Here is an 11,652-nt window from a genome sequence, read left to right as displayed (position 1 = left end):
CCCGGTTTCAAGGATGAGTTGACCGAAAAAACGATGGAAACATCTGCCGCTGACTCGGTCGATAGAAATGGAATGGGGCGTGCTGTCGCTGGATTACAGCCGCTAAATCGAAAGTGCCAACACGGAGAATCGTGATGATGAGCAACAAAATTCTGTGTCATCTGACCTTCGCTGCTTTGTGCGGTTTGAGCAGTCTCAGCCATGCCGCGCAAGAGCCGAGCGTGACGATGGACCGGCCGGGTGCGGGCGTCAGGGAGATCAAAGAAGGAGACAACGTGCCCGATCAATTCCAGCGTCCGAGCATGGCCGTGAAAGACTGGAAGAAACATCACCTGAGCGCCCCTGGCAAAGACGAGCAGTGGGTCAAGATTCAGGACAAGTTCGCGCTGATCAGCATCCCTACCGGCACGATCAAGCAAATGGTCGATCCGTCCAGATAGCACCACTCGCCCAAGGGCTTCGTTCCGAGCGCAGTGAGATCAAATAGAGCGAACTCGGATGCAATGGGCGCAGTCCACTTTTTAGCGTGAGACTTTGTAAACAATCGAGGAGAACAGCGATGAGTGATTATCCGACCCCCCCTTTCAAAGCCCAGCAGCAGCCTGTGCCTGGCGATCAGAGCAGGATGGAGCCATACCCGGATTGCGGCGAAGCCAGCTATAAGGGTTCCGGCCGTCTGGCTAACAAAATCGCCCTCATCACAGGCGCTGACAGCGGAATAGGCCGAGCGGTCGCCATCGCTTTTGCGCGCGAAGGCGCCGACGTTGCGATCTCCTATCTCGATGAACATGAAGACGCCAAAGAAACGGCAAGGTGGGTTGAGGAGGCCGGCAGGCAGTGCCTTTTGTTGCCGGGCGATCTGGCGAACAAGGCGCATTGCTCAGCCATTGTGAATGAAACCGTCGAGAAATTCGGTCGCATCGATGTGCTGGTTAACAACGCCGCTTTTCAGATGAGCCATGAAACGCTGGAAGAGATATCTGACGAGGAATGGGTCAAGACCTTCGATATCAACATCACCGCCATGTTTCGCATCTGCAAGGCTGCGCTGCCGTCGATGCCGGCGGGCAGTTCCATCATCAATACCAGCTCAGTGAACTCTGACTCACCCAAGCCTACCTTGCTGCCTTATGCAACGACCAAGGGCGCCATTGCCAACTTTACCGCCGGCCTTGCCCAACTGTTGGGCCCTAAAGGAATCCGCGTGAACAGCGTTGCTCCAGGTCCGATCTGGACACCGTTGATCGTCTCAACGATGCCTGAAGATCAAGTGAAATCGTTCGGTGAGGAAACGCCCTTGGGAAGACCCGGTCAGCCGGTCGAGGTCGCGCCCATCTACGTGCTGCTGGCGTCGGATGAGGCGAGTTATATCTCTGGCTCGCGCTACGCTGTTACGGGTGGCAAGCCCATCCTCTAGGCGGTTACTCCATGAAGGCTCATGACCGGGAAATGCAGGACAGGCGTCACCCCGTAGATGAAGACATTGCTCTGCAGCGCCGAATCTGGCGCTTTGAGCGGGCGGGTTGGTATGTACTGGTGACGCTTGTGCTGCTGACGCTGTGTGGCCTTTTCTCACACGGTTGGCTCAGTGCGACGACAACGACATCGGCGCAGAAGGATCTGACCGTTGAGTACGAGAGGTTCCATCGCAGCGGAGGGGTCGATGCAATGGTTATCCATAGCCGGGGAGAGCCGAACAAGCCTCACGTCATCGTGCTGGGTAAAGCCATGATGGAAGGCTTCAGCATTGACTCCATCCAGCCTCAGCCAGTGGGCTCTGCAGGCACTCGGCAGGGCCTGAGGCTGACATTGAACGGCGATGATCGTGGTGAGAGCACGCTGTACCTGGCATGGCGCAGTGACGGGTTGGGGTTGTTCAAAAGCAGCATCGCTGTCGAGGGTGGTGGCGAGGTGCCTGTCAATCAGTTCATCTATCCGTAGGTACGAAAACATGGATGCGGTCTTGCGGGCGGGTGCCATCTATATCGCCCTGATGGTGCTGTTTCGAATTTCGGGGCGACGCGCGTTGGGCGAGATGACGTCGTTCGATTTCGTGCTGCTGTTGGTCATCGGCGAGGCGACTCAACAAGCGCTGTTGGGCGATGATTTTTCAGTCACCAATGCCATTTTGGTTATCGTGACGTTGCTCAGCATAGACATTGGTTTTTCCCTGCTGAAGAGGCGCTCGAAGCGCATTGGGAAGTTGATCGACGGTGGGCCGACCATTGTGGTGGAAAACGGCACTTTCCTGCGCCACCGCATGCACGAGGCGAGGGTTCAAGAAGACGACATCATGCAGGCAGCGCGGCTGGGGCAGGGCGTTGAGAGCGTTGATCAGATCAAGTTCGCGATCATTGAACGCAATGGCAAAATCTCGATTATCTGTCACTGACCGGCCGTTTTTACCTGCCCTCCACGTCGACTTACATAGGGCTATTCGCCGTTGGGATCTGCCACTGCAGGCCGACCCGAAAAGGCCGGCCCTTTGTCTCTTTGTCGTGTCTGGCAGTGCTATATGGACGTCGACTCGTCGATATTATTTTGCAGCGTCGCTGCCATGCGCTTTCGACAGCGCCTGAGCCTGGGACAGATGCGCTTTCAGCTTAGGCAGCGTCTCAGCCGCAAAGGCTTTGAGATCTGCATCTTTGCCGTTTGCCGCTTCTTCCTCGAACAATTTGATTGTCGCCTCATGAGCCTTGACCTGATTGTTCGCGTAGGCCTGGTCGAACGATTTCGCGCTTCGCAATTCCAGAATCATGGCTTTGGCCTTGTCCATCAACTGAGCATCGTCGGACACCTTCAGGTTTTTGGAGGTCGCCAGCGCTTTTAGCTTGTCGTTGGCCGCGGTGTGGTCCTTGACCATCATTTCAGCAAAGCTCTTCACGTCGGCAGCGGTGCCTTTTTCCTGCGCCAGTTTCCCTGCTTCCACCTCGGCAACACCTTTGGCCGAAGCATCTTCTACAAAGTCTTCGTTATCTTGAGCTGCGTAAACGCCTTGGCTCGCCATTCCGATAAGGATCGCCAGCAGTGAGGTACGTACTAAGTGGGTCATTTGATCATTCCTTTGTTGATAAAAAAGATGGGTGCCCCAGGCACTTGAATCTCGACTGGCTAATTTTTTTACGGTTCCGAGAATTTTCATCAACGGTCAAAAAGTGCATCGACGCCGTCAAAAATGTGCATTTCGTCGGCCTGCGTGACAGGCGCTCGAACATCTTTCGTTTGAGAGGAGTCGAGTAAGTACTGGCGTGCAGACGCTCAGTGTTCCCTTGACTGACCCTTTCACTGGATGAGGATTGAATCATTGCAAGAGAAACCAACCATGACCAATGAGTCACTCAGGAAATAACTCCGTGCTTGCCGTTTGAGGTCTTCCTGGACTGGACGAGCCGGCGCAACAGGCAGTTATTTACATTCAGTTGATAACTGTTGCCATAGACAGCTAACGAAAAATTCGCGTGCAGCCAGTTGCGTGTATTTAAGCGGCCAGGATCTGCTCGTCTCAAGAAAAGTGCTGATGGGAGAATTACCATGTTTCTTCACAACAAAAGACTTCAATACACCGTGCGAGTCGCTGAGCCCAATCCGGGGTTGGCCAACTTGCTGCTTGAACAATTTGGCGGAGCCCAAGGCGAGCTTGCAGCCGCTACCCGCTATTTCACCCAGGCACTGGCCGAGGAAGATCCTGGCCGTAAAGACCTGCTGCTCGACGTCGCGACTGAAGAATTGAGCCACCTTGAAATCATCGGCTCGATCATCGTGATGCTGAACAAGGGAGCAAAAGGCAAGGTGGCAGAAGGCGTTCAGGAGGAGGGCGAGTTGTACAGGGATATCAACGGCGCGGGCAACGATTCACACATCACCAGCCTGCTCTACGGTGGCGGCGCACCCCTGGTCAACTCGGCGGGTGTTCCCTGGACGGCGGCCTACATCGATACCATCGGCGAGCCGACGGCTGACTTTCGCTCGAACATCGCGGCTGAAGCTCGCGCAAAGATCGTTTATGAACGGCTTATGAACGTCACCACCGATCCCGGCATCAAGGACGCACTTGGCTTTCTGATGACGCGCGAGATCGCCCATCAGTTGTCGTTCGAGAAAGCACTTCACTCCATCCAGCCGAACTTCCCTCAAGGGAAGCTTCCGGGCATGCCGGAGTTTTCCCGCACTTACTTCAGCATGTCCAATGGCGAGCCGAACGTTCGGGGCCCCTGGAATAGCGATGCGGAATTCGACTATGTCGAGAATCCCCATCCTGCGGTAGACGGCGGCGACGGAACAGCGTCGGTGACACTGAGCGAAGACGATTCCGTCACGCTCACCATGATGAAGGAGCGAACCAAGTCCGACACCGAGAATGATCCCGTCACGGGCGCAGATCTGGGCTCAGGGTTGGCGCAGGGGGCCAAAGAGTGAATGGCCGGGGAGGTTCTGACACCGTTGTTCCCGGCAATCCATAACAGCTAAATCAAGAGGGCTAAAGCCATGAGTGAATCGACAAAGACCACCATTATGGGCGGCGCCGATCCGGTAGAGCGTCCCTCCTATGATGCCTACCTGAGACGTTTTGAGGCTGAGGCGACGGCGTTCGAACGAGGATTCAAGACAGCACTGTTCATTGAACAGTTCAGAGCGGGTTTGCTGCCAAACGCCGGTCGCAAAAGCCATCGCTTGCAGTAATGCTGTCCATCTTTTTTTCGTGACACTTCGAAAACGAGACGAGTGAGTCAGTCGTCAAAAGTGCTGACTTTCTAATAAAGACTCCTTCACTTGCCCGCATCCAATGCGGGCTTTTTTTGTTCGTCGCAAGCCTGGATGTGTCGCGGGTCGACTGAGGACATGCGCTGCTGAATATATGAAGACCGAAAACATCAGGGCGTACGAGTTCTTTCACGTGGTTGGCCAATTGGCTAAACAGAAGATGTCGGGTCGCCAGGCATGTGCTGACTTAAATCGAATGACTCGCCACGCAGGATCAACTAACATCGCCTGCATCATCTGAACACTTGGAGATTTACATGTCGCGTCTCGCTGAATTTCGCAAACTCGAGCAACAGCTGGCGGCCCAACTGGCTGAGTTGGAAACGCTTAAAAATGACGATGGCCTGAAAAAGGAAATCGAGTTTGAAACCAAGCTCCGCGATTTGCTTGGCGAATATGGCTGCAGCCTGAAAGATGTGATCAACATTCTCGATCCACAAGCCGCGACCCGCAAGGGGGCTCCAGTGGTCACTGAGAAACCGGCTCGTCGCGCGCGTAGCGTCAAGGTGTACAAGAACCCGCACAACGGCGAGATCGTTGAAACCAAAGGCGGCAACCACAAGACCTTGAAAGCCTGGAAAGCTGAATACGGAAGTGATGAAGTCGAGTCCTGGCTTGCTCGGTGATCGCCGACGCTTACAGCAAGAGCCGCCCGACCGGGCGGCTTTTTTGTTCAAACCTGGAGTTTACCCTTCACTTCCAGCCGGCTCGGAAAGCTCACTCAACGCGCTCGCGTTGTTTTTGAACGCTGCTGCGAACACTGAGCGATTTTTCGCCATATAGATGCTCACATCCTCTGCATGCTTCTCGGAAAGCCCCGGTACGTGCTTCATCAGTGTGTCCGTCAGGAGCTCTGCCAGCTCAAGCATTTGGTCGTGCGCATCGGCGAGTTTGCGGTCCACAAAAGTCGTCTCCAGATCCCGGGTACTGCGATAAAGGGTTTCAACTGCCATTTTGGCCTCGTCGTCTGTTCGATGTGTATGAGGGCGCATGCGTCCAGCGAGAAGGCTGGACGTTGAAGCTTGCGAAGCACTGCTCTGGTACCCCTTCGACGGCCATTTACCACCTCATCTGCCTTCACGAGAGTCAGTCTTCAAGCGAGTACTGTTTATTTATACAGTGCAAAGCATAAGGGAATCGACGCCGCTTGGGTAGTGGCAATTCATAGGCATTTTTAGCGCCAAAAACGCACTTGCGACATCCGGTCGCGTTCTCAAGGGTAGTCAATGGCCCCTTTAATGCTTGGCCAATGGCGCGAGCAAAAGCTTCATGCGCGCACGGCATCATTGCTCTGAATCACTCAAGGATGTTCATCGTGAAAATCAACTGGGCCGAATCCCTTCGTCAACACGTGCACAGCTGTGCCGAGTCGCTGGGCAATCTGTTTGTCGAGACCTTCCATTATCTGGCGCTGTTCGCCATCGGCGCGGTCACCGCGTGGGCGGCGGTCATGGCATTTCTCGGGATGCTGGAAAAAGGGCACATCACGGTCGATGACATCCTGCTCTTGTTCATCTACCTGGAGTTGGGGGCGATGGTCGGGATCTATTTCAAGACCAATCACATGCCCGTGCGCTTCCTGATCTACGTGGCAATCACCGCGTTGACGCGCTTGCTCATCTCCGACGTTTCGCATCATGCGCCGCCGGATCTGGGCGTCGTGTACCTCAGTGGTGCGATTCTGTTGCTGGCGTTTGCGATTCTGGTCGTGCGGTATGCCTCGTCGCAGTTCCCGTCGGTTAAAGTGTCGGACCCGCACGGTAAGACCAAAGGCGCTGTGATGGAGGAGAAGGGCGAGTTGTAACTGACGTGCTGCTGGCCTGAATGAAAATGCTCCGTCGATGCGGAGCATTTTTCTTTCTGCATGATGATCAGGTCGTCAATTCACCCAGACCCCGACATGGTAATGCCAGCCGTCGCCCCGGCTTTCCCAGTACGGATGCTGGTAGCGATACCCAGGCCGCACGGCTTCCCAATGGCCATGAACCGGGACATAGCGGTTGCCGTTCCACCGCCAGTATGCGCGGGACCAAATGTAGCCGGGGCGGGGTGCCGGCTCTTCTTCAATAATGCGCTCCGGCGGTGCCTGCGGGGCGATGACTTCGACATACTCGGTGCGCGACGGCGGGCCACGCCGCTCATGCACGACCCTTTCTTCCACGCAGCCGGTGGCCATCACCAGAACGCCAGCCATCACTAAATACCGTAAATACATTTCGCCACCTCGAACTTGTCCACATCCGGCCACTACCCTTTGCGTTGCTCAGGGCGTGTGGGCTCGATACAGATTTGTTGTAACAGTTCGTTTCTGTCTGAGGGCTGAATCGGCGGGAAGTTAGAGCGAGAACGCGATCGCCGGCAGTGCGGCAGGGCAACAAGAGCGAAGGGGGAGGCGACAGGAAATGTTCGCCTCCGTCAGGTTCGCATCATTGATCAGAGGCCTATTGCCTGATTTGAACGGTTGAGCATTGCCGCATTGGCGGCCTGCGGTGCCAGTTGTTTTACGTCACCATCGGTCATGGCGGCGAGGATCTTGATTGCGCTGTGGCCCTGTTCGATGGCGATGCCGAATTGCACGCTCTCGATCAAACGACGCAGGCGCTTGGGTGAATTACGTTGTTCGGGGCTGATCAAGCGTTTAGCGACCACACCTGACTCGTTGGAAAGTGTCAGCATGATGGTTCCGTCGAGGCCCTGGATACTCAGATTGACCCGGTAGTCTGGGTGAAAAGCATCAGTGATTTGTTGAAAAGGATTGTCCATGGCCTGTTACCTGATTATCGATCTGCATGAATTGACTGAACGTTTGTCCTTTTAGTTCTCGACGCAGGATCAACGGTATTAAAAAACTGCGTCTGTGTTGGAGGTCAACTACCCATCGGGCCGGAAAGGGCAAGGCTTGCAGAGGTTGGAGGCCCGATGCTCTGACACTTGCAGGGTTCGGGCCATGCGCAACTGACAGAGGATTTAAATCGAGCAGGAATGTTTTCAGCGCCGAAACTGTGACGCGGTTGACTCTTTCAGATTAAGAAATAAGTAGTAGCAAACTGCCGCTTTAATTGTGCGGCAGCACCATTACGGCGCTGCCTGCATTGTTTGTGTGCGCACGGTAGATAAACAAAAGGGCGGGCCTGTCTCCACAGGCCCGCCCTTTTTTACCGAAGGATCGAATGTTTCAAGCCGCTGGATTAACCATGCAGGGCTTCGTCTTTTTCCAGAAATTCTTCCTGCAGCAGAGCATCGGGATTATCCGCGTCATTGCCCCGAACACTGCTCAGGGTGGTGGCACCACCGCGTTTGCTGCGCAGTTTGCCAAACAAGTGCTCCAGCGCGTGATCGAGTTTCACGGCCGCGCCGTCCACGGCCTGATCCAGCGAGTCGGCCTTGTGGGTGACGGAAATAGGTTGGTGTCCTTTTGGCCGGGCTTCCATCTGGCAGCGGATGTCATGCGGGCCGGGCTTGTCGCCGTTCTCATCGCGGATATGGACTTCAACGCGGGTGAGATCTTCATCGTAGCGTTCGAGCGTGCTTTCAACGGTGGTTCGTACCCACTCCTCCAGTCGGATGCTGCTTTCGATGTGGTTATCGCTATTGACCTGGATTTGCATAGTTCTTCCCTTACTTTGGCTTGCTCGGGAGAGTCTCGACGACACTGATGTTTTCGTCTGCCCTCATTCACAGTGTTGGCGCCGATGAAGAAACAATTCAACCCCCAGATGCGAGAAAATATTTCCAGGTCAGATTCCCCGGCGGCGAGGAGCGTGGCAGACATGCATTGCCCGGGATCGCAAAGCGCACGATCGCCCCGTAACGACGGGGGATTCCCTTCATATTCTTTTGCGCATGAGAATATTTATCATTAATATCGCGCCATGATTGATCTCCCTCCACCCGCCCTCGATCCGGTCTCGTCCGAGATCGATTCACAGGCTGCGCGCGCGCACTTCCTCAAGGTGTTTCTTTCCCAGCGTCCACACATGGAAGCGCTGGTGAGTCGGCGTGTCGGTTGCCGTGCGACGGCCGCCGATCTGGTGCAGGACCTGTTCGTCCGGTTCTGGCGACGGCCGCTGGTGCAGGTCGAAGAGCTGAACAGCTACCTGTTGCGTTGCGCGGGCAACATTGCCATCGACCATCTGCGTAACGAGGGCACCCGCGCCCGTCTTCATGAAGAGCTGATGCCTGACGAGCAGGAACCCGGCAGCGACGAACCGCAGGCCGCGCTGGAAGTCAGTCACGATTTGCGACACATCGAAGCGGCGCTGTGCGGACTGCCGGACAAGACGCGGCAGATCTTCCTGCTCAATCGCATTCACGGACGCAAATACGGTGAGATCGCCGCGGTCATTGGGCTGTCGCAGAGTGCCGTGGAAAAACACATGATGCGTGCCTTGCAGGCCTGCAAGACGAGTCTGCAACAGTAACCCGTTCGGGCCATATCGCTCCGGGTGAAGTCCGGGGGCGCGCGTCGATGACGGTGTCTTCGAATTCGACTTTGGTCGTCACGCTCGAACATCACGACACCGCTCTGATCGGATTGAGCGTGTTGCACGATCAGCCGACGGTGGCCGAATGGGCGCACTCCTTGTGCGAGCTTGCTCGCGAAAGTGTTGTGGCAGGTCAACATGAGTGGGACTGATCTGACGTCGCGAGCAAGCTCACTCCCACAGGACTGCGGTCTGGACACTCGGAATGCCGCCCAGACCAAGCTCGCACAGGGTAAACCGTGTCAGTCCATTACATTCATGATTGAAACGCCAACCGGTATTCCCCGGCCGTCGCGCCCATGGCTTGCTTGAAGCGATTGCTGAAATGACTGGCGCTGGCGAACCCGCAATCAAGGGCAATTTCTCCAAAGGGTAGACGCGTGCTGCGAAGCAGCTCTCGGGCGCGGTTCAGGCGGCGGGCGAGCAGGTACTGATGGGGTGGCAGGCCGAAGCTCTCGCGGAACATGCGCGCAAAGTGATATTCCGACAGCGCACACATCCCGGCCAATTGCCCCAGGCTCAGCGGCTCTGCCAGATTCAGCTCGATGAAGTCCACCAGTTGTCGACGCAGATGTGGCGCGAGTCCGCCCTTCAAACGCAGCCCCTCACGCATCCCGACCTGTCTCAGGATCATGTGGTCGAGCAGTTCGTGGGCCAGGCTGCTGGTCAACAGACGCTCGCCTGGCTCGCTCCAGTTCATGCGGATCAGACGACGGAAGCGTTCGGCTTGCAGGGGATCATCGATGAAGGTGTTTTCCCGCAGCATCATTTCCCGGGGCTCACGGTCAAGCAGGGTGACGCAGTTGAGCGCGAACTGCTCCGGACGGATATAAAGATGCGCGAGCCGCAGGTCGCCGTTGACCACCCAGGACGACTGATGCCCGGCGGGCAGAACGCAGAGCTTGCCTGGCGCGCCTTTATTGTTGGGCTGATCGCGACGAAACGTCTGCGTGCCGCCCGAGATGTAGCAGGACAGGGTGTGATGGCTAGGGCCGTGATAGTCCTGCGCATCGTGCCGGTTGTTCCACAACGCCGCGACCACGCCGTCGCCCAGCGACGCACTCTGCTCCAGCTGCGCATGAGGCGAGCTGTTCAGGGATTGAAAGACCTGGAGGGTGTCCAGTGACGACATGGGCATCTCGTGAAATACAGGTGGGCAGTGTCGGGTCGGCAGATAAACAGACGTGTGGGAGTGAGCTTGCTCGCTCCCCCAGGGAACGTCGTCATCAGTAACCCGGCGTTGTGTCAGGAACATCGTCTATGTGCCGAATCCTACTCCGCCAGCGGGCGCTGCCAGCCTCCCATCGATCAAATGCGCAAGTTTTTGCAAGTGGCCACAGCGGCTGATGCGCAGACTGGAGCCTCAATGAGGAGCCTGTCATGAACATCTCGCTGTATCTGCTGACCGTGTTGATCTGGGGCACGACCTGGATTGCCCTGAAACTGCAACTGGGCGATGTGGCGATTCCGGCGTCGATCGTTTACCGCTTCGCCCTTGCGGCGTTGATCCTGTTCGCGATTCTGCTGGTCAGCGGCAAGCTGCAGAAGGTCAATCGCCGCGGGCAACTGATCTGCCTGGCGCAGGGCCTGTGCCTGTTCTGCGTGAACTTCATGTGCTTCCTGCACGCCAGCCAGTGGATCCCCAGCGGTCTGGTCGCCGTGGTGTTTTCCACCTCGACGCTGTGGAACGCACTCAACGCTCGGGTGTTCTTCAAACAGAGGATCGCGCGCAATGTGCTGGCCGGTGGTGCCTTGGGCCTCGTCGGCCTTGCGTGCCTGTTCTGGCCTGAGCTGTCCGGGCACAGCGCCAGCCATGAAACGCTGATCGGCCTTGGGCTGGCGTTGCTCGGCACACTGTGTTTCTCGGCGGGCAACATGCTTTCCAGCCTGCAACAAAAAGCGGGCCTGCGTCCGCTGACCACCAACGCCTACGGCATGTTGTACGGCGCGGCGATGCTGAGCGTTTACTGCCTGGTGAGTGGCACGCCGTTTGGCTTTGAATGGAACGCGCGCTACATCGGCTCGCTGTTGTACCTGGTGATTCCGGGCTCGGTGATCGGCTTCACGGCCTACCTGACGCTGGTCGGGCGCATGGGCCCGGAGCGGGCGGCGTACTGCACGGTGCTGTTTCCCGTGGTGGCGCTGAACGTGTCGGCGTACGCCGAAGGTTACCAATGGACCGTGCCCGCGTTGATGGGGCTGGTGTTGGTGATGGTGGGGAATGTGCTGGTGTTCAGGAAGCCCAAGGCGGTGGCGCCGGTGGCGGGGAAGCTGGCGTAACGGGAGGTCGCTTGACTGGTTTTTTGTGGGAGCCGGCTTGCTGGCGAAGGCGTTGGGTCAGTCAGATTGATGTCGACTGACTCACCGCATTCGCCAGCAAGCCGGCCTACAGGGGCGGTGCGGAAGT

The 11,652-nt window shown here is 56.7% G+C and carries 16 protein-coding genes; 10 read left to right on the top strand and 6 right to left on the bottom strand.

Annotated features, from left to right (window positions below; genetic code table 11):
- Positions 1 to 134: 134 nt before the first annotated feature.
- From BMY73_RS08495 to BMY73_RS08480, 4 genes are all read left to right on the top strand, one after another.
- Complete coding sequence (locus BMY73_RS08495; RefSeq protein WP_092406407.1) at positions 135 to 440, top strand: RcnB family protein; 306 nt, start codon at positions 135 to 137, stop codon at positions 438 to 440.
- A 119-nt stretch (positions 441 to 559) separates the two neighbouring features.
- Positions 560 to 1,417: an SDR family oxidoreductase gene (locus BMY73_RS08490; RefSeq protein ID WP_092406405.1), complete on the top strand. Its 858-nt coding sequence runs from the start codon at positions 560 to 562 to the stop codon at positions 1,415 to 1,417.
- Between the two features lie 11 nt (positions 1,418 to 1,428).
- Positions 1,429 to 1,941: a hypothetical protein gene (locus BMY73_RS08485; protein ID WP_139214160.1), complete on the top strand. Its 513-nt coding sequence runs from the start codon at positions 1,429 to 1,431 to the stop codon at positions 1,939 to 1,941.
- Between the two features lie 10 nt (positions 1,942 to 1,951).
- Complete coding sequence (locus BMY73_RS08480; protein ID WP_092406403.1) at positions 1,952 to 2,392, top strand: DUF421 domain-containing protein; 441 nt, start codon at positions 1,952 to 1,954, stop codon at positions 2,390 to 2,392.
- Positions 2,393 to 2,536: 144 nt separating this feature from the next.
- On the opposite strand, the gene BMY73_RS08475 is transcribed toward BMY73_RS08480, so the two are convergent.
- The gene (locus BMY73_RS08475) at positions 2,537 to 3,052 is read right to left on the bottom strand and encodes a DUF4142 domain-containing protein (protein ID WP_092406401.1); all 516 of its coding nucleotides are present in this window, start codon (positions 3,050 to 3,052) and stop codon (positions 2,537 to 2,539) included.
- A 479-nt stretch (positions 3,053 to 3,531) separates the two neighbouring features.
- Between BMY73_RS08475 and BMY73_RS08470 the strand changes: the two genes are divergently transcribed.
- The 3 genes from BMY73_RS08470 to BMY73_RS08460 all read left to right on the top strand — a co-directional run bounded on the left by BMY73_RS08470 (position 3,532) and on the right by BMY73_RS08460 (position 5,387).
- Entirely contained in the window at positions 3,532 to 4,416 is an 885-nt protein-coding gene (locus BMY73_RS08470; protein WP_062386690.1) for a manganese catalase family protein, read from the top strand.
- A 69-nt stretch (positions 4,417 to 4,485) separates the two neighbouring features.
- Positions 4,486 to 4,680, top strand: coding sequence for a hypothetical protein (locus tag BMY73_RS08465; protein ID WP_092406399.1), 195 nt, complete (start codon positions 4,486 to 4,488; stop codon positions 4,678 to 4,680).
- Between the two features lie 338 nt (positions 4,681 to 5,018).
- On the top strand, positions 5,019 to 5,387 hold the full coding sequence (locus BMY73_RS08460; RefSeq protein ID WP_062386685.1) for a histone-like nucleoid-structuring protein, MvaT/MvaU family: 369 nt from the start codon (positions 5,019 to 5,021) through the stop codon (positions 5,385 to 5,387).
- Between the two features lie 60 nt (positions 5,388 to 5,447).
- On the opposite strand, the gene BMY73_RS08455 is transcribed toward BMY73_RS08460, so the two are convergent.
- Positions 5,448 to 5,714 carry a YebG family protein gene (locus BMY73_RS08455; RefSeq protein ID WP_062386682.1) on the bottom strand — a complete coding sequence of 89 codons (267 nt, stop codon included), beginning with the start codon at positions 5,712 to 5,714 and terminating at the stop codon, positions 5,448 to 5,450.
- 362 nt (positions 5,715 to 6,076) lie between these two features.
- Between BMY73_RS08455 and BMY73_RS08450 the strand changes: the two genes are divergently transcribed.
- Positions 6,077 to 6,565 (top strand): phosphate-starvation-inducible protein PsiE, encoded by a 489-nt coding sequence (locus BMY73_RS08450; RefSeq protein WP_062387060.1) that lies wholly within the window; start codon positions 6,077 to 6,079, stop codon positions 6,563 to 6,565.
- 75 nt (positions 6,566 to 6,640) lie between these two features.
- On the opposite strand, the gene BMY73_RS08445 is transcribed toward BMY73_RS08450, so the two are convergent.
- The 3 genes from BMY73_RS08445 to BMY73_RS08435 form a co-directional block, all read right to left on the bottom strand.
- Complete coding sequence (locus tag BMY73_RS08445; RefSeq protein WP_062386678.1) at positions 6,641 to 6,976, bottom strand: YXWGXW repeat-containing protein; 336 nt, start codon at positions 6,974 to 6,976, stop codon at positions 6,641 to 6,643.
- Positions 6,977 to 7,194: 218 nt separating this feature from the next.
- Entirely contained in the window at positions 7,195 to 7,524 is a 330-nt protein-coding gene (locus tag BMY73_RS08440; protein WP_062386676.1) for a DUF3509 domain-containing protein, read from the bottom strand.
- 425 nt (positions 7,525 to 7,949) lie between these two features.
- Positions 7,950 to 8,369 carry an HPF/RaiA family ribosome-associated protein gene (locus BMY73_RS08435; protein WP_062386673.1) on the bottom strand — a complete coding sequence of 140 codons (420 nt, stop codon included), beginning with the start codon at positions 8,367 to 8,369 and terminating at the stop codon, positions 7,950 to 7,952.
- A 264-nt stretch (positions 8,370 to 8,633) separates the two neighbouring features.
- Between BMY73_RS08435 and BMY73_RS08430 the strand changes: the two genes are divergently transcribed.
- Positions 8,634 to 9,182, top strand: a complete 549-nt coding sequence (locus tag BMY73_RS08430) for an RNA polymerase sigma factor (RefSeq protein ID WP_092406397.1) — start codon at positions 8,634 to 8,636, stop codon at positions 9,180 to 9,182.
- 319 nt (positions 9,183 to 9,501) lie between these two features.
- Here BMY73_RS08430 and BMY73_RS08425 read toward each other — a convergent pair whose 3' ends face one another.
- On the bottom strand, positions 9,502 to 10,377 hold the full coding sequence (locus tag BMY73_RS08425; RefSeq protein WP_092406395.1) for a helix-turn-helix domain-containing protein: 876 nt from the start codon (positions 10,375 to 10,377) through the stop codon (positions 9,502 to 9,504).
- A 248-nt stretch (positions 10,378 to 10,625) separates the two neighbouring features.
- Here BMY73_RS08425 and BMY73_RS08420 point away from each other — a divergent pair, with 248 nt between their 5' ends.
- On the top strand, positions 10,626 to 11,525 hold the full coding sequence (locus tag BMY73_RS08420) for a DMT family transporter (protein WP_092406393.1): 900 nt from the start codon (positions 10,626 to 10,628) through the stop codon (positions 11,523 to 11,525).
- The last annotated feature ends 127 nt before the right edge of the window (positions 11,526 to 11,652 follow it).

Origin of the sequence: Pseudomonas sp. NFACC02, assembly GCF_900110765.1 — a bacterium.
Taxonomy (GTDB): domain Bacteria; phylum Pseudomonadota; class Gammaproteobacteria; order Pseudomonadales; family Pseudomonadaceae; genus Aquipseudomonas.
The sequence above is the reverse complement of the archived record's forward strand: the minus strand, read 5'-3'. Positions and strand labels throughout refer to the sequence as shown.

Coding starts and splice junctions, on each gene's coding strand:
- BMY73_RS08480 (WP_092406403.1), top strand. CDS start 1,952: ATGGATGCGGTCTTGCGGGCGGGTGCCATCTATATCGCCCTGATGGTG.
- BMY73_RS08420 (WP_092406393.1), top strand. CDS start 10,626: ATGAACATCTCGCTGTATCTGCTGACCGTGTTGATCTGGGGCACGACC.
- BMY73_RS08440 (WP_062386676.1), bottom strand. CDS start 7,524: ATGGACAATCCTTTTCAACAAATCACTGATGCTTTTCACCCAGACTAC.
- BMY73_RS08470 (WP_062386690.1), top strand. CDS start 3,532: ATGTTTCTTCACAACAAAAGACTTCAATACACCGTGCGAGTCGCTGAG.
- BMY73_RS08495 (WP_092406407.1), top strand. CDS start 135: ATGATGAGCAACAAAATTCTGTGTCATCTGACCTTCGCTGCTTTGTGC.
- BMY73_RS08445 (WP_062386678.1), bottom strand. CDS start 6,976: ATGTATTTACGGTATTTAGTGATGGCTGGCGTTCTGGTGATGGCCACC.
- BMY73_RS08490 (WP_092406405.1), top strand. CDS start 560: ATGAGTGATTATCCGACCCCCCCTTTCAAAGCCCAGCAGCAGCCTGTG.
- BMY73_RS08435 (WP_062386673.1), bottom strand. CDS start 8,369: ATGCAAATCCAGGTCAATAGCGATAACCACATCGAAAGCAGCATCCGA.
- BMY73_RS08430 (WP_092406397.1), top strand. CDS start 8,634: ATGATTGATCTCCCTCCACCCGCCCTCGATCCGGTCTCGTCCGAGATC.
- BMY73_RS08455 (WP_062386682.1), bottom strand. CDS start 5,714: ATGGCAGTTGAAACCCTTTATCGCAGTACCCGGGATCTGGAGACGACT.
- BMY73_RS08475 (WP_092406401.1), bottom strand. CDS start 3,052: ATGACCCACTTAGTACGTACCTCACTGCTGGCGATCCTTATCGGAATG.
- BMY73_RS08485 (WP_139214160.1), top strand. CDS start 1,429: ATGAAGGCTCATGACCGGGAAATGCAGGACAGGCGTCACCCCGTAGAT.
- BMY73_RS08460 (WP_062386685.1), top strand. CDS start 5,019: ATGTCGCGTCTCGCTGAATTTCGCAAACTCGAGCAACAGCTGGCGGCC.
- BMY73_RS08465 (WP_092406399.1), top strand. CDS start 4,486: ATGAGTGAATCGACAAAGACCACCATTATGGGCGGCGCCGATCCGGTA.
- BMY73_RS08425 (WP_092406395.1), bottom strand. CDS start 10,377: ATGTCGTCACTGGACACCCTCCAGGTCTTTCAATCCCTGAACAGCTCG.